This window comes from Streptacidiphilus sp. MAP12-20, assembly GCF_041262525.1.
Classification (GTDB): domain Bacteria; phylum Actinomycetota; class Actinomycetes; order Streptomycetales; family Streptomycetaceae; genus Streptacidiphilus.
Genome location: NZ_JBGCCK010000010.1, coordinates 204189 through 224741, shown reverse-complemented (window position 1 = coordinate 224741; position 20553 = coordinate 204189). Strand labels below are relative to the sequence as shown.

The 20553-nt window shown below is 70.5% G+C and carries 19 protein-coding genes and 2 pseudogenes; 9 read left to right on the top strand and 12 right to left on the bottom strand.

Annotated elements, in window-relative coordinates:
• Positions 1-363 precede the first annotated feature (363 nt).
• The 3 genes from ABIA32_RS16380 to ABIA32_RS16370 all read left to right on the top strand — a co-directional run bounded on the left by ABIA32_RS16380 (position 364) and on the right by ABIA32_RS16370 (position 5122).
• Positions 364-1839, top strand: coding sequence for a recombinase family protein (locus tag ABIA32_RS16380; RefSeq protein WP_370095623.1), 1476 nt, complete (start codon positions 364-366; stop codon positions 1837-1839).
• 427 nt (positions 1840-2266) lie between these two features.
• Positions 2267-3499, top strand: coding sequence for a peptidase S8 (locus tag ABIA32_RS16375; RefSeq protein ID WP_370095620.1), 1233 nt, complete (start codon positions 2267-2269; stop codon positions 3497-3499).
• Positions 3500-4675: 1176 nt separating this feature from the next.
• On the top strand, positions 4676-5122 hold the full coding sequence (locus ABIA32_RS16370) for a hypothetical protein (RefSeq protein WP_370095617.1): 447 nt from the start codon (positions 4676-4678) through the stop codon (positions 5120-5122).
• A gap of 160 nt (positions 5123-5282) precedes the next feature.
• On the opposite strand, the gene ABIA32_RS16365 is transcribed toward ABIA32_RS16370, so the two are convergent.
• From ABIA32_RS16365 to ABIA32_RS16350, 4 genes are all read right to left on the bottom strand, one after another.
• On the bottom strand, positions 5283-5699 hold the full coding sequence (locus ABIA32_RS16365; protein WP_370095615.1) for a DUF2218 domain-containing protein: 417 nt from the start codon (positions 5697-5699) through the stop codon (positions 5283-5285).
• Between the two features lie 45 nt (positions 5700-5744).
• Positions 5745-6566, bottom strand: a complete 822-nt coding sequence (locus tag ABIA32_RS16360; protein WP_370095612.1) for an ABC transporter permease — start codon at positions 6564-6566, stop codon at positions 5745-5747.
• 9 nt (positions 6567-6575) lie between these two features.
• A complete protein-coding gene (locus tag ABIA32_RS16355; RefSeq protein ID WP_370095609.1) occupies positions 6576-7508 on the bottom strand; it encodes an ABC transporter ATP-binding protein in 933 nt (310 codons plus the stop codon).
• 73 nt (positions 7509-7581) lie between these two features.
• A complete protein-coding gene (locus ABIA32_RS16350) occupies positions 7582-7761 on the bottom strand; it encodes a hypothetical protein (protein ID WP_370095607.1) in 180 nt (59 codons plus the stop codon).
• Positions 7762-7879: 118 nt separating this feature from the next.
• Between ABIA32_RS16350 and ABIA32_RS16345 the strand changes: the two genes are divergently transcribed.
• Positions 7880-8539 carry a TetR/AcrR family transcriptional regulator gene (locus tag ABIA32_RS16345; protein ID WP_370095604.1) on the top strand — a complete coding sequence of 220 codons (660 nt, stop codon included), beginning with the start codon at positions 7880-7882 and terminating at the stop codon, positions 8537-8539.
• 2 nt (positions 8540-8541) lie between these two features.
• On the opposite strand, the gene ABIA32_RS16340 is transcribed toward ABIA32_RS16345, so the two are convergent.
• The 3 genes from ABIA32_RS16340 to ABIA32_RS16330 form a co-directional block, all read right to left on the bottom strand.
• The gene (locus ABIA32_RS16340; RefSeq protein ID WP_370095602.1) at positions 8542-9828 is read right to left on the bottom strand and encodes an MFS transporter; all 1287 of its coding nucleotides are present in this window, start codon (positions 9826-9828) and stop codon (positions 8542-8544) included.
• The gene (locus ABIA32_RS16335) at positions 9825-10985 is read right to left on the bottom strand and encodes a PLP-dependent cysteine synthase family protein (protein ID WP_370095599.1); all 1161 of its coding nucleotides are present in this window, start codon (positions 10983-10985) and stop codon (positions 9825-9827) included. The genes ABIA32_RS16340 and ABIA32_RS16335 overlap by 4 nt, the downstream gene beginning before the upstream one ends.
• Before the next feature lie 120 nt (positions 10986-11105).
• Positions 11106-11486: a hypothetical protein gene (locus ABIA32_RS16330; protein ID WP_370095596.1), complete on the bottom strand. Its 381-nt coding sequence runs from the start codon at positions 11484-11486 to the stop codon at positions 11106-11108.
• A 249-nt stretch (positions 11487-11735) separates the two neighbouring features.
• On the opposite strand from ABIA32_RS16330, the gene ABIA32_RS16325 reads away from it, so the two are divergent.
• Both ABIA32_RS16325 and ABIA32_RS16320 read left to right on the top strand, forming a co-directional pair.
• On the top strand, positions 11736-12086 hold the full coding sequence (locus tag ABIA32_RS16325; RefSeq protein WP_370095593.1) for a hypothetical protein: 351 nt from the start codon (positions 11736-11738) through the stop codon (positions 12084-12086).
• 115 nt (positions 12087-12201) lie between these two features.
• On the top strand, positions 12202-13881 hold the full coding sequence (locus ABIA32_RS16320; RefSeq protein WP_370095590.1) for a multicopper oxidase family protein: 1680 nt from the start codon (positions 12202-12204) through the stop codon (positions 13879-13881).
• Positions 13882-13984: 103 nt separating this feature from the next.
• Here the strand turns inward: ABIA32_RS16320 and ABIA32_RS16315 are convergent.
• From ABIA32_RS16315 to ABIA32_RS16295, 5 genes and pseudogenes are all read right to left on the bottom strand, one after another.
• Positions 13985-14392, bottom strand: a pseudogene (locus ABIA32_RS16315) (class I SAM-dependent methyltransferase); the annotation flags it as partial.
• 840 nt (positions 14393-15232) lie between these two features.
• Positions 15233-15441, bottom strand: a pseudogene (locus tag ABIA32_RS16310) (IS256 family transposase); the annotation flags it as partial.
• A 78-nt stretch (positions 15442-15519) separates the two neighbouring features.
• A complete protein-coding gene (locus ABIA32_RS16305; RefSeq protein WP_370095587.1) occupies positions 15520-15741 on the bottom strand; it encodes a hypothetical protein in 222 nt (73 codons plus the stop codon).
• Positions 15741-16007 (bottom strand): carboxymuconolactone decarboxylase family protein, encoded by a 267-nt coding sequence (locus ABIA32_RS16300; RefSeq protein ID WP_370095585.1) that lies wholly within the window; start codon positions 16005-16007, stop codon positions 15741-15743. The genes ABIA32_RS16305 and ABIA32_RS16300 overlap by 1 nt, the downstream gene beginning before the upstream one ends.
• 139 nt (positions 16008-16146) lie before the next feature.
• The gene (locus ABIA32_RS16295) at positions 16147-16938 is read right to left on the bottom strand and encodes a methyltransferase domain-containing protein (RefSeq protein WP_370095582.1); all 792 of its coding nucleotides are present in this window, start codon (positions 16936-16938) and stop codon (positions 16147-16149) included.
• A 122-nt stretch (positions 16939-17060) separates the two neighbouring features.
• Between ABIA32_RS16295 and ABIA32_RS16290 the strand changes: the two genes are divergently transcribed.
• Genes ABIA32_RS16290 through ABIA32_RS16280 form a run of 3 tightly spaced genes read left to right on the top strand, consistent with a single transcriptional unit; the run spans position 17061 to position 20439 of the window.
• Positions 17061-17786, top strand: a complete 726-nt coding sequence (locus tag ABIA32_RS16290; protein ID WP_370095580.1) for an ArsR/SmtB family transcription factor — start codon at positions 17061-17063, stop codon at positions 17784-17786.
• Entirely contained in the window at positions 17786-19165 is a 1380-nt protein-coding gene (locus ABIA32_RS16285; protein WP_370095577.1) for a rhodanese-like domain-containing protein, read from the top strand. The genes ABIA32_RS16290 and ABIA32_RS16285 overlap by 1 nt, the downstream gene beginning before the upstream one ends.
• On the top strand, positions 19162-20439 hold the full coding sequence (locus tag ABIA32_RS16280) for an MFS transporter (RefSeq protein WP_370095575.1): 1278 nt from the start codon (positions 19162-19164) through the stop codon (positions 20437-20439). Before ABIA32_RS16285 ends, ABIA32_RS16280 begins: the two co-directional genes overlap by 4 nt.
• Positions 20440-20553 lie beyond the last annotated feature (114 nt).

The window sequence follows — 20553 nt, the reverse complement described above, 5'->3', positions numbered from 1 at the left end:
CTTCTGAATTACCTCTGAGGCCAGGGGTCGTCTCCGCGCGTAGACCTCCAACTGGTGGGAATTTTCCCGCTGTTCGACGGATGGCCTGGATCGCCCTCCGGTCCAATGCGAGTGACCGGCAACCGCGCGGATACCGCCGCGACCACCCTGGGATGGGTCCGCGGCCACTGCGGCGACCTGGGGCTCCGGTCAGGAGTGACTGGCGCGGGTGCCGGATGTCCGGGCGCCTGGCGTGTGAAGCTGTCGCCCCGGAGGCGGGGTTGACTGAGAGGAAACTCAGAGGAACGATCGGCTCCGCTGCCGTGCCGCACCCCCGGGTGCCGATGCGCTGGCGACGAGACTGCTCCGGGTGGGGGTGTGCGGGTGGACGTGCTTGTGGAGCCCGGCCCCGGCCGTCTCGCCGGCGGGGAGTCGGGGCCAGGGTCGAGCGTCGCGGGCTACGGCGCGCTCTACTGCCGGGTCCCGCATCGGCGCTCGCCGAACCAGTCGGGTGTGGACCTGCGCGAGGCGGCGTGCCGGGCTCTCGCCGCCGAGCAAGGTGTCCACATCGCGCCCCGACATATCTTCATCGACCACCAGGCCGCCTCCTGGTCCAAGGACCGGCGACGTGATGCCTGGCAGGCGATGGTGCGGACGGTCGAGACCGCGCGGCTCTCCCACCTCCTTCTGTTCGACGCTCGGGAACTGCAGCGTTTCCAACCCTGGGATCTCCAACAGCTGCTGACCTTGGCCGACCAACACGGCCTGGTCCTGCTGGAACCCGCGGGCGAATGGGAGTTGAACGCGCCCGCCGCCCGTGGCTCCCTCCTTGAAGAGACCGAAGCGCTGTGCCGTCGACGTCAGAACTCCTCTCGGTCAGCCCGCACGGCCCAGCGGGCCGCGGCCGACCAGGGCCGGCCCCACGGGGGAGGCCGCCGAGCTTACGGATACACGCTCGGCACTTATGAGCTGGTCCCGGCCGAAGCTGCAGTGGTCCGCGAGATCTTCGACCGCTACCTGGCCGGGGACTCGCTGCGCTCGATCGCCTGGTCGCTCAACGAGCGCGGCGCCCTCACTGCGTACGCGGCCCTGTGGAGCCCCTCCCGGGTTGCGCGGATCCTCGACGCCCCGCGCTACGCAGGAATTCTGGTGACTGGCAGTGAGCCCGCCCGCACCGCTGACGGCAGCTACCGCTTCGGGGACTGGACCCCGTGCGTCAGCGTGGCCGACTGGGAGGCCGTCCAGGCGCTACGCCAGCGGCATGCCGAGCAAGCCGACCAGGAGCGGCGCCCGTCGCGCTACTACCCGCTGACCGGATTGGTGTGCTGTACACGCTGCGAGCGGAGCATGGTCGGGTCGATGGTCGTCAACTTCCCCACCTACGCCTGTGCCGGCAGCAGCTTGCCCGCACCGCACTCTTGTTCACGGCACATCAGCGCGGCCCGTCTCGAAGAGCACGTCGACGAGTGGATCGTGACCCTGCTCGAACGCCTCGGAACGGGCGTGGACGCAGCGGCAGTCTCCGTCTCCGTGCTCAGTCGTGAATCGGCGAAGCGTAGAGCGCTGGCAGAGGCGAGCCTGCACGAACTCACGGACATGAACGGCTCCTCCGGCCAGAGACGCAAGGCGCTGATCGCGCAGATCCGCGCCGAGAACCAGGACATCACCGTCCGGGCTGCCGACGCTCTCGACGACGTGGTCACCGGCAAACGAGCCCGCCAGGCATGGAGGCGGACCTCCCGAGCCCGGCGCGACGAGGTACGTCGGTTCCTCATCTCCCAGATCCGCGTCGGCCCACTGGCCGGACCCCGCGGCGTCTTCGATCCGTCCCGAGTGGAGATCGTGCCGAATTCCCTGTGATCCAGCCGGTATCCGCAGGCCCGACGGCCACACGGTGCGACGGATACATGGACGCGCCGACCGCTGCCCAAGACTGGTGGCGGGACCGCCTCGCGGTGAAGATCCTGTGCCTGCGGCAGTCCGGTCGCGGCGGCGGGCGCAACCGCTCAAGCGCGCGCAGTGACGCGCGTTGCGCTATGCGGCACCACCGTGGTGCGTATACGGCAGGGGACGACTGGTTTTGGCCAGGTTCGTAAAACGTGAGGATCACCTTCCGTTCACTCTTGTCGGCCTCTCATCACCTCGCTACCGTTCTCGCCAGCTGTCACCCCAGCAGAGGGTGTACAGAAGTTCCGAAGCGCCATCAGGCTCAACCCGCAGCAGGGCCACCCCCTTTACGCGGTCGCACCAGCACGCCCCCCGTTCACCCGTTTCAGGAGGTCGTACGTTGCGCACCACTTCGATAGCCACTGCCGCCCGGCGGACCGCCGTCCCGCTTCTCGGCTCGGCCGCCCTCGCGGTTTCCGGTCTGCTCGCCGCCCTGCCGGCCAATGCCGCCGGTCACGGCGTCACCTGGAGCCGTGCCTGCGCCGTCGACCTGACGCCAGGTCACGCCTACTGCAACGCGCTGCACGTCACGAGCACCACCGAGCGCGTCCACGCGATGGGCGTCACCCCGAACGCGACCCCGTCCGGTTTCGGCCCCGGCGACCTGCTCTCCGCGTACAACATCCCGGCGAACGGTGGCGCGGGTCAGACCGTGGCAATCGTGGACGCCTACAACGACCCGAACGCGGCCGCCGACATGGCCACCTACCGGGCCCAGTACGGCCTGCCCGCCTGCACGGTGGCCAGCGGCTGCTTCAAGCAGGTCAACCAGAAGGGCAGCACCTCCAGCCTGCCGCGCAACAACGCCTCCTGGTCCGGGGAGATCTCGCTCGACCTGGACATGGTCTCCGCCATCGCCCCGAACGCCCACATCATCCTCGTCGAGGCGTCCACCGCCTCCATGACCAACCTGGGCACCGCGGTCAACACCGCCGCCAGCCTGGGCGCGACCGAGATCTCCAACAGCTACGGCGGCTCGGAGTCCTCGGCCGACACCGGCTACGACTCGACCTACTTCAACCACCCGGGCATCGCCATCACCGTCTCCTCCGGTGACAGCGGCTACGGCGTGCAGTACCCGGCCGCCTCCAAGAACGTCACCGCCGTCGGCGGCACCGCGCTCACCAAGGCGTCCAACTCCCGCGGCTGGAGCGAGAGCGTCTGGAACACCAGCGCCACCGAGGGCGCCGGCTCGGGCTGCTCCGCCTACGACCCCAAGCCCACCTGGCAGACCGACTCCGGCTGCTCCCACCGCACCGTCGCCGACGTCTCTGCCGTCGCTGACCCGGCCACCGGCGTCGCGGTCTACCAGACCTACGGCGGCACCGGCTGGACCGTCTACGGCGGCACCTCCGTCGCGTCCCCGCTCATCGCCGGCGTCTACGCCGACGCCGGCAGCCACAGCACCGCAATCCCGGCCGCCAACCTCTACTCGCACAGCTCCTCGCTGAACGACGTCACCACCGGCGCAACCGCCACCTGCACCCCCGCCTACCTCTGCACCGCGGAGGTCGGCTATGACGGCCCGACTGGCCTGGGCACCCCCAACGGCCTGACCGCTTTCACAGGCTGATCCACGTGCACTGACCCAGGCTCCGGCTGCCCCCCATGGGCGGTCGGAGCCTTCGTCGTGTCGTGCCGGGCGGCGACCTCGCCTCGGCGATCTGCGAAGTCACGGCCGGCTGCATGCCCGGCTGTGGGATGGGCGTCGGGAAGACCGAGTTGATCCAGTGAGCCGAGCGCCTCCGGCGCCCTAGTCGGGTCCCGCACCGGGAGTGCGGGCAGTTGGCGACTTACTCGCCATCACGTTGCCGCTCTACCCGTTCTTGTCTCCTGCGGGCCCATCCTGGGTTGACCGGCTCGCGGTCAACGTGTCGGAAGGGCGCGACTGGTAGAAGACCTTCGCCCAGGCACCGCGAGCTGGATCACTGACTCGGCCGCCTCCGACGGACAACGACGAACCCGCCAATGGCCGCGAGCACCACCGCGCCACCCGCAGCAGCCCACGGCCACGTCGCGGATCCCTCCGCAGCGACAGTCGTTACGGTGACGGCGCGCGTGTTCGGGGAGAGTGAGGGCGGGGCCCACCCCGCCGGAAGCGCGTGGGTCGCGGTACACGCGTTGTCCTGGAACGGACTGGACGCGTTGAGCGGGTCGAACACGTACCAAGCACCCGCCTGGTACGTCCGGTCCACCGTTGTATGCTCCGCACCCGCCGCAGGTGAGCCGACCACCTCGACCACGGCGCCTGTGAGTGTCCGCACTTGGGCGTCTACACCGCCCCGGCTAGTGGACAGCACCTTCCCGGTGAACTCGTCCGCCGAGACAGGCCCCGGAGCAGCACAGGACGCATAGGCTGGGGCAGCCGTGATCAGTGCACTCGCCATCGCCGCCGCAGCCACGATCCAGCCCCCACGCGCAAGTCTTCGCATGCGGCTGGGACGCACCCCGATCGCATCCGGTTCCCCTTCCGAGGAGGTGAGAGCGTCCCGCCCCAAGACCTTCGCGCCCGCGGGGGCAGCCGCGACTGTACGTCGGTCAGCGGGCGCTTGCACTCCCGGCAGCGCACCACCCGGCGCTCTGGGGAACTGCTGTGTGCGGGGGAGTGGTTGCTCGATCATCCGGAACTCCGTTCAGCTTTTCGGCTCTGCCCCTAAATGCTGGCCGTGGACACGGCGCACGCGGTCAACTCTTCCACGGCAACCCGGCCAGCAGGCCGGACGCCACCGTCGTGAGGAGTCAGCCACTCATGCTCAAGCTCCAGAAGATCCGCCACGTCACCGCGATGACCGCCGCCAGCCTCGCGCTCGCCGGCGGCGGCATCATCGGGCTCGGGGCCACTGCCGCGCACGCGGACACCAACTGCTCGGGCGGACTTGGCGGCTCCGCCGGATACCCGTGGTGGAGCTGGACCATCCACGCTTGCCTGAAGCTCGACGGAAGCGGTCTTCATGGCGTGACCGAGGGTGCTGGGGGCACCACGGACGTGCGCTTGTACGTGAAGCTGTGGAGGGAGTGCAACGGGAACACAGCCACGGTGGTCGCCAGCACCAACAACCTGGCGTACCCGTCGTCCGGCAGTGCGGTGACGTCCGGCGCGACGGTCTACTCGGGCTGTGACTACTACTCGGAGTCCTGGCTCACCGAGAGCGGTAACGCGACGCCGCACGCCTACTCGGCCACCTTCTTCGGCTAGTGAATATCGCGTGATGGGTAGCCCACCATGGTGCGCTACCCATCACGCATCGCCCGCGCGTTCGGCGCTGCCGGCGTTGCTCCCGCCGGGAGTGGGCAGGTCGTCCATGGTTTCCAAGGTCGCCGCCGGGTCGCCCGGCGGCATCCCGACTGCGACCGCCTCAGTCTGTCGCCCACTCGACCACGAGCCCTTCGCGGGTTCCGAAGCGCGCGATGTTGTCGCCGATGATCTGCTGCAGTCGGGCCAGGGCCGCCGGGCCGGCAGCCTCGATGGTGAACACCAAGCCGTCGGGCTGCGCGGTCATCCGGCAAGTTCCCATATGGTCGGGGAACTCGATCACGCCGTGGGGCGAGGTCCACTGCGCGTGGGGCGTCTTCCAGGTGGCATGGCTGCACAACTGCTTGGCGTACCGCTCGGCCTTCGGCGTCGCCACCCGGCCGGTGGACCGGACCGCCGACCCGTGGGGAGGGGGCGGGGCGGTCGGTCCGGGGTTCCGAGGCCGGGCTGCTCGGAGCCGGGCCGTGAGCGGAGCGAGATGGGTGAGGATCTGGGCCATGTGCGAGCGAGGGGTGTGCATGGTGCTCTCCCATTCCTGCCGGGAAATGTACCTTCTGACGCGCAGCTAGGCGTCGCGGCGCTTGATGAGGAAATAGCCCAAGGTGAGCGCGATGGCCGCGTACAGGCCCAGGACCGCGAAGCCGGACCACGGCCCCAGACCGCCCGCTTCGGGGTGCAGCGAGTAGATCGCGTCCCCGGCGTTCATCGGCAGGTAGGGGCCGATGCTCGTGCGCCAGTTCTGCGGCAGCAGACTGACCAGGATGGTGGGCACGAACAGCAGGCCGAACAGGGTGGCGATGGCGCCCGCGCTGGCCCGGATCACCGCGCCGAGCCCCAGCCCGAGCAGCCCGAGAAGAGTCAGGTAGAGGCCGCCGCCGACGGCCGCGCGCAGCACGCCGGGGTCGCCGATCGAGGCCTTCAGACCGTCACCACCCGAGGGCAGGAACGCCTCAAAGACGAAGAACGCGGCCAGACAGGACCCGATCCCGGCGACCAGGGCAGTCGCCGCGAAGCTGACGAGCTTCCCGGTCAGGACCAGTCGGCGCTGCGGCACGGCCGCCAGCGTCGCGCGGATCATCCCGGTGCCGTACTCGCTGGTGATGATGAGCACCCCAAGGACACCGAAGGCGATCTGCGAGAGGTGGATACCGGCCAGGCTGAGCCGGACGGGGTCGGCGGTGGCCCTGTCGGCGGTGCTCAGGCGGCTGACGAGGAACAGGGCGACCAGGGCCGCCAGGACAATGTTCGACAGCAAGGCGGTGAACACGGTCCAGAACGTTGAGCGGATCGAGTAGAGCTTGCAGAACTCCGACCGCAGGACGTTGCCGAAGTCCGCCAGTCGGCCGTCGGTGGCGCGCCGCTGTGGTGTCGCGAGGGTGGTTGCCATGATTCAGCCTCAGTTCCTGGCCGCCGGGACGGAGGCGTCCTCGGTCGTGCGGTAGTCGACGGCGTCGCTGGTGAGTTCCATGTACCGCTGCTCCAGCGACGTCTGCTGCGTGGAGAGCTCCAGCAGGGCCAGTCCGTTCGCGCGGGCAAGCTCGCCCACCAGGTCGCTGGTGGCGTCGGTGACCTTGAGTGCGTCCTGTCCCTCGTGGACGGCGGTGGCCCCGCGGGCCCGCAGGAGCGTGGCGAGAGCGTCGCGGTCGGGGGAGCGGACCCGCAGGTAGTTGCCCGCGCCGCCGTCCAGCAGGTCCGCGACGGTCGTCTCGGCGATGAGGCGACCGCGTCCGATGATGATCAGCCGGTCCGCAGTCAGGGCCATCTCGCTCATCAAGTGGCTGGAGAGGAACACCGTGCGGCCCTCTGCGGCCAGCGCCTTGAGCAGGTTGCGGATCCACAGAACTCCCTCGGGATCCAGGCCATTGACGGGCTCGTCGAACATCAGCACCGGCGGGTCGCCTAGCAGCGCGGCGGCGATACCCAGGCGCTGGCCCATGCCGAGGGAGAATCCCCCCGCGGGCTTGCGGGCGACGCTGCGCAGGCCCACCTGGTCCAGGACCTGTTCCACCCGCACCTTGCCGATGCCGTTGCTCAGTGCGAGGGAGCGCAAGTGGTGGTAGGCGCTGCGCCCGCCGTGGATCGCCTTTGCCTCCAGCAGCGCTCCGACCTCGAACAGCGGGCGGCGGTAGGCGGTGTAGGGCTTTCCGTTGACGGTCACCGAGCCGGAGCTGGGCGCGTCCAGGCCCAGGATCATCCGCATGGTGGTGGACTTCCCGGCGCCGTTGGGGCCGAGGAATCCGGTCACCTGGCCCGGCGGCACAGTGAACGACAAGTCGTCGACCGCCACCGTGTCGCCGTACCGCTTGCTGAGGCCGATCGCCTCGATCATGACAGTGAACCCTTCTGCTGCGCTTTCGTCGTGGAGGTACCGCGACCACGTCTCTACGCCGAAGCGGAGACGCTCAGTGCGATCCGGGGCCGAAGACTCCGGCCAGGTGCAGGACGAGCATCAGCACGACCAGCAGGACGCCGAGCGCGATCCCGGCCAGTGCTTTCCCCCGTGGCCCTCGGGGCGTGAGCGCGCTCTCCGGCGCTTCGGTGGTGTTGTCGCCTGCGTCGGGGTGCGTGGGCAAGTCAGCCATTGGAATCTCCTGAACGGCTCGAACGGGGACGTCGGTCCCTGACGGCGCCAGTTTTGCGAGACAAACTGTCTCTGTCAACTCATTCTGTCGCTCCATGGGCGTCATGTATAGTGCGAGGGTGCCGAAGCTGTGGAACGAGACGGTCGAAGCGCACCGCCACGCGGTGCGCGACGCGATCATGGAGACCACCGCCGCCCTTGCGGCCGAGCACGGGCTCGCGGCCGTGAAGATGTCCCAGATCGCCGAGCAGGCGGGCATCGGGCGCGCCACCTTGTACAAGTACTTCCCCGACGTCGAGTCGATCCTGGTGGCCCGGCACCAGCTCCACGTCACCGCTCACCTCGCGCAGCTGGCCGAGCTCCGTGACCGCGCCGGCACGCCCGTCGAACGCCTCGAAGCCGTCGTCGCGGCCTACGCGCTGATCTGCCACTACCGGGCCCGCCACGGCGGCACCGAAGTCGCGGCCCTGGTTCACCGCGGCGAGCCCATGGTCCAGGCCGAGCAGCAGCTGGTCGACCTCTTCCGGGACCTGCTCGCGGAGGTCGCGGCGACCGGCGAACTGCGTGGCGACATCGCCCCGGATGAGCTGGCCGCCTACTGCCTGCACGCCCTCGGCGCGGCGGGCAGCCTGCCTTCCGAGGCGGCCGTACAGCGCCTGGTCACGGTTACCCTGGCCGGTCTGCGCCCGGCGACGGAAGCGAGTTCATCTCCCGCGCACGGGGCCGAGCCGCCTCAGGCGCACCGACCTCCCCACTCCCATCGCCACAGGGCGCACTGAATTCAGGCGACCAGTTCGGGCTCCTTGGCCGGACGGGGCGAGGGGGTGAGTTTGCCGCTGCGGGCGAGCAGGGCGAGGGCGCCGGTGCAGGCAGCGCCGGTGACGGCGAGGGCGAGCCAGGGCAGGCGCGGGTGTCCGGCGGTCCGGGCCGTGTCCCAGACGGCACCGGTGGCGAGGTTGCCGAGGGTGATGCCGATGCCTGTGATCGTGTTGTAGAGGCCGTAGTGGGTGGCCACCAGTCGGTTGCCCGAGAGCGCGACGACGGTGTCCATCTCGAAGGGGTAGAGCAGCGCAGTGGCCAACGCGATCAGGGCCGCCGTGGCGAGCAATGGGGTGAGGGCTTCGACCCAGTGGCGCAGAGGATCCGCGCTGGTGACGACGTGCGAACCGGTCAGCGGGGGCAGGAACGCGGCCGCCATCAGCGCCAAGCCGTAACAGATCGCGCGGGCGGTGGACCAGCGGGCGCGGGCCCAGCGGGTCAGCCGCACCTGGGCCGTGACCGCAACCAGTGCGGAGACGGCGAACAGGGCGGTGGTCACGTCGTTGCCGTGGCCGGGCACGGTCTGCTCGGCGGCAAGCGGCAGGGCGAGGTAGACCTGGAAGGAAAGCACGTAGGAGCCGGTCATCGCAGCGGCGAAGAGCAGGAACGGGCGGTTGGCGATGACGCTGCGCCAGTCGGCCAGCACACCGTTGCTGTTACCCGGGGCGGTGGCGCGATGTTCGGGCAGTGCGCGGGCCTGGAGCAGCGTGAGGGCCAGGAAGAGCAGGGCGGCCACCGCGCAGACCAGGCGGAAGTCGAAGGCCAGCAGGGCGAGCCCGATCAGCGGCCCGATCAGCATGCCCGCCTGGTAGAAGGCGTTGAAGAGGGCGAACGCCTCCACCCGGCGCTCCGGACCCGCGGAGGCGGCGAGGTAGGCGCGGACGGCGGGGTTGAACAGGGCCCCGGCGAAACCGGTGGCGGCGGACGCGATGATCAGCACAGGCAGGTCGGTGGCGACCCCGAGCAGTACGAACCCTGCGGTCCGCAGCAGGCAACCGGCCATCATGACGCGCTTGTAGCCGAGACGGTCGGCCAGCGTGCCGCCGATCAGGAACAGGCCCTGCTGGCTGAGGTTGCGCACGCCCAGCACCAGGCCGACCGCCCAGGCCGCCAGTCCGAGGCCGTGGGCCAGGTGGGTGGCGAGGTAGGGCATCAGCATGTAGAAGGCGGCGTTGATGGTGAACTGCTGCACCATCAGCAGCCGGACCGGGCCGGGGAAGGACCGGAACTGGGCGAGAGCCGTCTTCATCGGACACCTGCTCTGGGGGTGGTGAAGGTGGTGGTGCGGGTCCAGCGTTCGACCGCGCGGGCTGCGGGATGGGGGATCTCGTCGGGGTTCTCGGCGGGTGGGCGGTCCAGCAGATCGTGCTCGCGGCACCAGGTGTCGTTGTAGACGGTGTCCCAGTAGCGGTGGACTCCGTCAGGGAAGACAGCGGCAATGCGGGTACCCGGAGGCTGCGTGCGCGCGAGCCAGCCGGCGACCAGCGCGACCGCGCCCACGCTCCAGCCACCGCTGGTGTAGTGGTGCCGGGCCAGTTGGCGGCAGGTCCATACGGCCTCGTGAGGGGCGACCCAGTGGACCTCGTCGAAGGCCTGGTGGTCGACGTTGCACGGGTGGATGCTGCTGCCCAAACCGCGCATCAGTCGCGGACCGGCCGGCTGGCCGAAGACAGTGGAGCGGATCGAGTCCACCCCGACCAGTCGCAGCTCGGGGAACCAGCGCCGTAGCGCGCGGGCGATACCGGCCGAGTGTCCGCCGGTGCCCACTCCACAGACCAGAGTGTCGACGCGGCCGAGCTGATCGACGAGCTCGTGGGCGAGCGTGGCGTAGGCGGCGGGGTTGTCGGGGTTGTTGTACTGATCCGGGCACCAGGCGTCACGGTTCGCGGTCAGGAGGGCGCGGACCTTGGTGCGGCGGGCCTCCTGCCATCCGCCGGTCGGGTGCGGTTCGTCAACGATGACCACCTCGGCGCCGAGCGCGCGCAGTTGGTGCACCATCAGAGGCTCCAGCCCCGGGTCAGTGACCAGGACGACGGGGTGGCCGAAGGTGATGCCGGCCAACGCCAGGCCCAGGCCGAGGGTGCCGCTGGTGGATTCCACGATCGGCGCCCCCGGCTTGAGCCGGCCGCGGGCGCGGGCGGCGGCGACCATGTGCAGGGCCGGACGGTCCTTGATGCCGCCCGGATTGGCGCCTTCCAGCTTGGCCCAGAAGCCGTGCGGCGCGGAGACCAGCGGCTCCCCGATCCACAGCACAGGGGTATCGCCGACCAGTTCGGCCGCTGAGCGGCGCGGGGGCCGCGGGGGCTCGGTCGGACGGCCGAAGGGGTCGGCGGGGTAGGGGGCGTGAAGCGGGGGCAGGAGCTGAAGACGGTGTTCGAGGAGGCTGCGCGCGGTGGTGGCCGTCATGGCGTGGTCCTTCTGCGCCCAGGGCAGGGGGAGCGCCGGGCGTCGGGGAAGTGCGTACGGGGAGGCGACGGGCGCGGCGGTCGGACCCATCTGGGAGCGGTGACCACCGGGCGGCCGGCTCTACGTACGGCTCACGCAGTTCAGCAACAGGGCCGGGGCCGAAGGCGGAGGGAGCCCGAGGAGACTGTGCGGCACCGGGGCCGGTCCGGCAGTTGCGAGCGTCCCAGCCCCGTCCGGTCCGTCGGTCGGTGCGGGCGCCAGGTCCGCGAGCGCAATCGGGGTCAGGGTGCGCGCCGCAGGCAGGTCCGCCTGATCCGCGCAGCAGGTGTCGTGTTCAGATGCCTCGGGTTGCGCGGGAGCCGCCGCGGCGATCAGGGTGCGCGACCCGGCTTCAGCGGCCTGGCAGCCCAGGAGATGCAGCGATCCTAGGACGACCAGGGCTGCGGCGACAGCCATCGCCGTCACGCGCAGCCCGACCAGTTGCAGCAGAACCGGACGCATGCGACTGATCGTAACCATGCGATCGCTCTGTGCTGCATTCTGACAACTCCCGGGTGATAAGTCGGACCAGCTGCCCGCGGCGGATGCACCGGCGATCGCCGGCTTCGAATGAGGGGCGCGGCTCCGGTTCCGCGCTCGATGCTGCTGCGGGGAACGCTAGGCTCACCGGGTAACGACTCGTCCCCTGCGGAAGAACGGCCGGACCCGATGGCGCCCCAGCCCGCACCCCTCGCCCGCAGGGCGTGCGGCGTGCTGCTCGCGCTGCTGGTCGCGCTCGCCGTGCTCGTGCATCACGACGCCCCGGCCGCCATGGCCGACGCGCAGGCGATGCCGATGGCAGCAACCGGCGCGCCGCAGAACCCGGTGACCGCGGTTGTGCCAGTCGGCCCAAGCGTGTCCTCCGCTCCCGCGTCATGCGCGGGCTCGATGCAGACCTGCACCGCCGCCGGCGTCGTCACCAGTGAATTCTTCCCGCCAGCGTCGGCATGCCTTCCCGCCACCGGGCCGACCTGCCCGACCGCATCAGCGCTCGCGCTGCATGCCGACCGCGCGCACGCGCGCTCGCGGCCGCCCGAATCCTCGACTGTCCTGCGCATATAGGCCCAGCGGCCGGCCGCCGCATGCCTGCACGGCGGGCTGCGGCGCCCCATCCGCGACCCCTGAAGCCTTCAGCGCGCCCTGTTGAGGTGCGCCGTGCAGTCACGAGGACATCTCCATGAACAAGCACACCCCTGTCCCGCAGCCCACCCGCCGAACCGTCCTGCTCGCCGGGACCGCGGTAGCCGGCGCGGGGCTCCTGGCCGCCTGCACCAAGAGCAGCAGGACGCCCGGCAAGGGCGACAGTTCCACTACCGGCAGCGGCGCCGAACTGGTCAGCCCGTCCGGCCCGCAGGTGGCCGCCGCCGACGCCAAGCGCACCCGCACCGGCCGCACCACAACGGTGGCGCTCACCGCCACCGCGGGCACGGTCGACCTCGGTGGACCAATGGTGAAGACCTGGACCTTCGGCGGACAGCTGCCCGGCCGCGAGATCCGCTTCACCGCCGGCGACGCCCTGGAAGCGAAGGTCGCCAACCACCTGCCCGCCCCCACCGCCGTGCACTGGCACGGCCTGGCCCTGCGCAACGACATGGACGGCGTAGCGCCCATCACCCAGCGCGCGATTGCCGCGGGCGGCTCCTTCACCTACCGCTTCACCCTCGACACTCCGGGCACCTACTGGTTCCACCCGCACGTCGGCGTCCAACTGGACCGCGGCCTGTACGCGCCGCTGATCGTCGAGGACCCGCACGAACCGCTGGCCTACGACAGCGAATGGGTGGTCGTCCTGGACGACTGGCTGGACGGCACCGGCACCACCCCCGACGACGTCAAGGCCATGCTCACCATGGGGATGAGCTCCCCGGCCGCGAGCGCTTCCCCCTCTGCGTCCGACTCGATGGGCGGCATGGCGAGTATGCCCGGCATGGACATGAGCTCCTCAGCGTCTGCCGGTGCGTCGTCCACGGCGATGCCCGGCATGAGCGGCATGCCGGGGATGGGCGGCGGAGCCGCTTCCTCGTACATGCTGATGGGCGCGACCAGCACCCTGCTGGGCGGCGACGCCGGCGACGTGAAGTACCCCTACTACCTGGTCAACGGTCGCGTCCCGGCGGCACCGGAGGTCTTCACCAGCAAGCCCGGCAAGAAGATCCGCCTGCGGCTGATCAACGCGGGCGGCGACACCGCGTTCCGCGTCGCGCTGGGCGGACACCGGCTGATCGTCACTCACACCGACGGCTTCCCCGTCCAGCACCAGCAGGTCGACGCCCTGCTTATCGGACCGGGTGAGCGCTACGACGTGCTGGTCACCCTCGGAGACGGCGTCTTCCCGCTCGCTGCGCTCGCCGAGGGCAAGGGCGCCGCCGGGCGGGCGCTGGTGCGGACCGGCTGGGGCAGCGCCCCCGCAGTTGGAGTACGGCCGAAGGAACTGGACGGGATGCTGATGACCGGCGCGCAGCTGCGCGCCGCCGACAGCGTCCGTCTCGCGTCGAAGACAGTGGACCGCACCCACCGGCTGGAGCTGACCGGCAGCATGAGCAGCTACAACTGGGCCATCAACGGCCGCCGGTTCGACATGAACCAACCGACCGCGAACCCGTTCCTGGCGCGCGAAGGCCAGCGGATCCGGCTGGAGTTCGTCAACAAGACCACCATGTGGCACCCGATGCACCTGCACGGCCACACGTTCCAGCTCGGTGCGGACGGCCCGCGCAAGGACACCGCGATCGTGCTCCCAGGACGGACTGTCGCCTGCGACTTCGACGCGGACAACCCCGGGCAGTGGCTGATCCACTGCCACAACGTCTACCACGGCGAGGCAGGCATGATGGGCCTGCTCGGCTACACCACCTGACGCGAGGCTGGCCCCGCCCGCTGGGGCGGGGCCAGCGCTCACGCCCGGCGTCCGCGGAAGGCCGCGACCAGTCCCGCTCCCGCCACTTGGACCTGGACCCCGGTCAGCGGGGCTCGTCGAGCCGACGGCGCAGCTCCTGATCTGCGGCCAGCCGGAACTGTGCGCCTTCCAGGCGATGGAAGCCCCGGGCCAGGGCTGTTTCGAGTAGGTCGTAGCCCATCAGCAGACCACCCGGTCGCAGCACCCGGGCCGCCTCGGCCAGTGCCTCCTCCCAGGCGCCGACGTGGTGCAGCATCAGGAACATCAGCACCGCGTCGAAGGACCCGTCGTCGAACGGCAGATCGGTGGCGTCTCCCTGGACCGCGCGCGCCCTGTGCCCGTAGGGGGCCAGGCGCGTTCGGGCTGCGGTGACCATAGCGGGGTCGGGGTCCAGCGTGGTGAGCGAGAGCCAAGGGCGGTCGGCCAGCAGCCGGGCGGCCATCGCACCGCTGCCGGCACCGATCTCCAGCCCATCCCCGGCGGGATCCGCGCCCCAGCTCGCCGACGTGCTCGCTGGGCTCCTCCCCGACTGCGGGTCTCAAGTCGGCGCAGGGCCGCCTCGGACAGGAGGTTGAGCCCCACGGGGAGAGCTCCCAGCAGCCCCGGGGCAACGACGGCCGGGCCCGCATAGGACGCCACGTGATAGCGCAGCAGGACGATGCCGGTGACGGTGAGGCAGACCGACAGAAGCAGCAGCACCCCTCCCCAGCGGGACAGAGCCGCGTCCGGTTCAGGCTTCCCTGCTTGCTCGGGTCCCGCCTCTCGCCAGGCCTCGACAAGCCAGCCCAGACCGAGGACCACCAGGACCGCGCCGACGAACAGCAGGTCGTCCCGCTTGAAGGCGACGTACCAGGCGATCAGCAGCGCCGCCCCGACGGCGAGCGGGATCACGCCGAAGAAGACAATCAGCCACCAGGGACGGCCCCCTGACGGGGTCTTGGTGTGCCCGTAGCGGAACTGGCGTCCGATGAAGACGAGACTGCACAGGGCGTACACCGTCAGGGTCCAGTTCAGCGCCGACTGAGACAGCGCGTGCGTGGACTCATAGACCAGGACGACCGTGCCGACCAGGAAGACGGTGCGGGGAAGTCCCCACTTCAGGCGACTGAGCCAGTTGTTCCTTCGGGATTCCTGCACGGAACCTGACGCCATGCTCGTGACTCCCTGCGTCGTCCGCCGCTCGCTTTCGGGAATCGCTGTTCGTTCCCCGAATTGTGCCCGTCGTTGTCGGCGGCAACCGGGCTCTGGCCTGGTCCTGGGGGCAGTGTCGCATCGCCGAGCCCGGTCTGTGCACCTGATATTCGGGTGCCTGCGCGGCCTGCTCCTGGCGCTCGATCAGGATGCCGTTCTCGAACCTAGCCCCCGCGCGGACCAGTGCGACCACGTGGGCGGCGGTGATCGCGCGTCAGCGTTCCTGGGCGGACTCGACCAGCTTGAAGACCATCGCCGGGGCTGCGGCCGGGCTGCCGGCGCCGCGGTGACCTTGGTGCGGAGTTTGACGGTGGAGAACTGGCTTTGCAACTCAGGGCGGGAGTCGTTCCGACGCGGATGCGGGAGTCAGTACTGGCCCGCTGTCGGAACCGTCTTTCGGGAGGCGGCTCACGTCCCGCGGCGGTGCCGGTCTTCGGGCGTAGGGTTCGAGAGATCGTGCAACTGCTCGTCGTAGTCGGCCAGCAGGCGCCTGAGCTGGTCGAGCGATTCCGCAGGGACGTTGTTGGGGGCGGCGTCGACAAGGTATCGGGCGGCGGCGGTGAGCGCGGCGAGTTCGTAGGTGTGGAACTTGCCGCGCAGCACCGTCGGCCGGATTCGCTCCAGTTGCATCACGCGGCCTTGGATCGGATGTAGTCGCCTACCTGCTGGAGTTCGGCCTTGAACTGGTCGTAGTCCTCCTGCATGCCGTTGATGTAGGCGCTCCAGCCCAGGCTGGCCTTGGCGTAGTGGACGGCTTCCTGGATCTCCTCGTCGGTGGCGCCGAAGAGCTTGGCGGCCTCGGTGTGGAACAGCGAGCAGTAGTGGCACTTGGTCTCGGCGTGCAGGTGTTGGGGATCAGCGTCTCGCCGAGCTCGATGCGCTTGAAGATCTCCCACTCGGGCCCGAGCAGTTCGGTGGGGATCGCGGTGAAGAAGTGCGGGACGAGGCCGAGGGTGGCCTTGATGTCGGCCTCGATCTCGGCGCGGTTGGTGGTCATGGTCCGTCCTCGGTTCCCTTGAGGTTCGTTCGGGTGTTTCAGGGTTCCTTGCGTGCGAGCAGGCTGATGCTGGTGACGCCGTAGGTGCGGGTCGCCCCTTGGGCGCGCTCGGACAGGAAGCGGTAGCGGTCGTTCGCGCGGACGGTCTCGATCCGGAGTCCGGCTTGTTCGATCGCGTGGCGGTAGTCGTCCTGCTGCATCGCGCCGCCGATGCAGGCCGCCCACAGCGCGGCATCGCAGGTGACCCCTTGGGGCAGCTGGGTCGCGGTGACGATGTCGGCGATGGCGAGTCGGCCGCCGGGGCGCAGGACTCGTGCCGCCTCGCGGAACACGGCTGGCTTGTCGGGGCAGAGGTTGATGACTCCGTTGGAGATCACCGCATCGGCCGAGGCGTCCTGGACGGGCAACTGTTCGAGGTACCCGGGCCGGAAGTCGGTGTTCGACACGCCGGCCTGCCTGGCGAGCCGGGTCGCCTTGGCCAGTTGGGCGTCGGTCATGTCGACGCCGATCACCCGCCCGGACGGTCCGGTGGCGTGCGCGGCAAGGAAGCTGTCCGTCCCGGAGCCGCTGCCGAGGTCGACGACGGTCTCGCCGGGGCGGATCGCGGCCAGGTCGAGGAAGTAGCCCACCCCGGCGAACGAGTCGATCGCCTGCGCCGGGATCGCGTCCAGTTCGCCGGCCGGGTAGCCGAGGCGTTCGGCCAGGGGGCGCCCGGTCTCGAAGTGGAACGCATGGGTCGGATGCTCGGCGACCTCGCGGTACATCTGCTGGACGCGCTGCTTGAGGTCGGCGGTGTCGAGTCTGCTCGCTGTACTTTCGGCGGTCGTCATCGTATGCTCCGATGCATTCAAGAATTCTCTTGATTACTTGAGAACAGCACTCGGACGTACTCTTGTCAAGAGACTTCTTGAATACTGACTGTCGAGGCATCGCATCCCGGAGGCCGATACCCATGGGCGACCGAACGGCCAAGAACGCCCTGTACGACGGCTTCGCGCAGGTCGCCAGAGCCCTCGCCAGCGGTCGGCGGGCTGAGATCGTCGACCTGCTGGCCCAGGGCGAGCGCTCCGTCGAGGAGGTCGCGGCCGAGATCGACCAGTCCGTCGCGAACACCTCCCAGCACCTGCGCGTCCTGGCCCGCTCCGGCCTGGTCCGCACCCGCCGCGAGGGGAACCGGATCTTCTACGGCCTCAGCGGCACCCATGTGGCCGCGCTGTGGACCGCGGTGCGCGAGGTGGCCGCCGACTACACCGCCGACATCGACCGCCTGGCCGCCGCCTACCTGGGCGACCGCACCGGCCTGGAGACCGTCACCCGCGAAGACCTCCTCCAGCGCCTGCACGACGGCACGGTGACCGTGCTCGACGTCCGCCCGGCGGCCGAGTACCGCGCCGGGCACATCCCATCCGCCCGCTCGGTCCCGCTCTCCCGGCTGCACGCCGAACTCGCCGCACTGCCCGCCGACGGTGAGATCGTCGCCTACTGCCGCGGCCCCTACTGCATCTACGCCGACGAAGCCGTACGCGAACTGCGCCGCCACGGCAGGCAAGCCAGCCGGCTCGAAGACGGCTTCCCCGAATGGGCGCACGCCGACCTGCCGGTCGCCGCGGGCGCCCCCGACCAGGACGACGCGGACGCCAGGACCGGACCCGCGACCAGCCTCAGGAAGGACACGTGATGGGCTTCACCGACGACCACCTGATACCGCTGGTCGACGGGGGCCTGGGCAACAGCGCCTACCTGGTCGACCTCGGCGACGGACGGGCCCTCGCCGTGGACGCGAGCCGGGACTTGCGGACCCTCAAGGCCGCCGCTACCCGGCGCGGACTGCGGGTCGCCTTCGCCGCCGACACCCACCTGCACGCGGACTTCCTCTCCGGCGCCGTCCAGCTGGCCCACGACGACGACGCCCGCGTGCTGGCCTCCGCCGCCGGACAGCGGGCCTTCCCGCACACGCCGCTGGCCGACGGGGACGACACCGACCTCGGCGGCTTGACCCTGCGGGCGCTCGCCACCCCCGGTCACACCGACGAACACCTGTCCTTCCTGCTCCTGGACGGCGATCGGGAGCTCGGCGTCTTCACCGGCGGCTCGATGATCGTGAACTCCGCAGCCCGCACCGACCTCCTCGGCCCCGACCGCACCGAGGAACTCGCCCGCGCCCAGTACCGGTCCCTGCGCCGCCTCGCCGCACTGCCGGACCAGACCGCGGTCTGGCCCACCCACGGCGCAGGCTCCTTCTGCTCCGCCGCGCTCGGGGTCGACCGGACCTCCACCATCGGCGCGCAGAAGCAGACCAACCCCCTGCTGGCAGCCCCGGACGAGGACGTCTTCGTCCAGCGGTTGGTGTCCTCTCTGGGCAGCTACCCCGGCTACTTCGACCGGCTCGCCGACGCCAACCGGCGCGGCGCCGCCGTCCTGACAGCGGCCCCGCTCCTGGCCGACCTCACCGCCGCCCAGGCCACGTCCCTGCTCGGCGAAGGCGGCCAGATCGTCGACGTCCGCCCGGCGGCCGACTACGCGGCCGGCCACATCCCCGGTTCCCTGTCCATCCCGCTGCGCGGCCAGTTCGCCACCTGGCTCGGCTGGCTCCTGCCCGACACCGCACCGCTCGTCTTCGTCGCCAACGAGGACCAGGACCTCGCCGAGATCGTCTGGCAGTCCTACAAGATCGGCTACGAGCGCCTGGCCGGCCGCCTCGCGGGCGGCATGACCGCCTGGCTCGCCGACGGCAACCCGCAGACCAGCACCGCCTTCCTCACCCCCGACGACACCGCGGACCGTCCCTACCTCGACGTGCGGCAGAACGCGGAGTTCGCGGCCGGACACGTCGCGGGCGCGCTCAGCATCGAGCTCGGCGGCCTCGCGGCCGAAGCCGTTGACGCCCCCGCGGGCGCGGTCGTGGCCTGCGGCCACGGCGAGCGCGCGATGACGGCCGCCAGCATCCTCGAACGCGCCGGCCACACCGACGTCGCCGTCCTCGACGGAGGACCCGCCGACTACGCCGCCGCCCACGGCCGACCCCTGATCCGGGGAGCCGAGGACATCCGCCCGTGAACACCACCACCCCCGCGACTGCGCCGGCAGGCGCGCACGGCCGGCCCGTGCGCCTGGGCCTGCGCGAGAACTGGCTCCAGTTCACCCTGCTGGTCATCGTCAACATCTGCGTGGGCGGCCTGGTCGGCCTGGAGCGCACGACCGTCCCACTCATCGGCTCCAGGACCTTCGGCCTGACCAGCGACCTGGCCGTGTTCTCGTTCATCATCGCCTTCGGCGTCACCAAGGCCCTGACCAACCTCGCCGCCGGCGCTCTGACCGCCCGGTTCCACCGCAAGCAGCTGCTGGTGGCGGGCTGGCTCATCGGCGTCCCCGTCCCGTTCGCGCTCGCCTTCGCGCCGTCGTGGGGCTGGATCGTGGCCGCCAACGTACTGCTGGGCCTGAACCAGGGCCTGACCTGGTCGATGACAGTCAACATGAAGATCGACCTGGTCGGCCCGGCCCGGCGCGGGCTCGCCACCGGCCTCAACGAGGCCGCCGGTTACACGGCCGTGGGTGTCACGGCTCTGCTCACCGGCTACCTCGCCACCACGCACGGCCTGCGCCCGGTCCCCGAGCTCATCGGCGTCGTCTTCGTCGTCGCCGGCCTGGCCCTGTCCCTGGTCGTCCGCGACACCGCCGCCCACGTCGCGCTCGAACTCGCCCACCACGCCAAGCCGTTGCCCAGCGGCGAGGGCACGGGCCTCAAGGCCGTCTTCGCGCGCACCTCCTGGCACAACCGCTCGCTGCGCGGCACCAGCCAGGCCGGACTGGTCAACAACCTCAACGACGGCCTGACCTGGGGCGTCTTCCCACTCCTGTTCACCCAGCACGGGCTCGGCCTGACCGCCGTCGGCCTGATCAAGGGCCTCTATCCCATCCTGTGGGGGATCGGGCAGACCGTCACCGGCCACCTCTCCGACCGCGTCGGCCGCAAGCCCCTGATCGTCTACGGCATGCTCGTCCAGGCCGTCGGTTTCGGCCTCGCCCTCGCGCTGCTGGACCGCCCACTGCAGGCCGGGATCCTCTCCGCCGTCTTCCTCGGCCTGGGCACCGCCATGGTCTACCCGGCCCTGATCGCCTCCGTCTCCGACCACGCCCACCCTGCCTGGCGCGCCAACGCCCTCGGCGTCTACCGCTTCTGGCGCGACATCGGCTACGCCGCGGGCGCGCTCGTCGCCGGCGTCCTCGCCGACGCCCTCGGCCTCAACGCGACAATCTTCGCCGCCGCCGTCCTCACCGCCGTCTCCGGCCTGCTCGCCGCCCGCTGGATCACCGAGCACCAGACAGGCTGAACCCCCGCCAACCGGCCCCACCCCAGGCCGCCATCCCGGATGTCGCAGCGGCACGCGCGCCCTTTGCAGGTCAGACACCTACTTCCCTACGGAATGCTAGGCCCCGAGGACGTG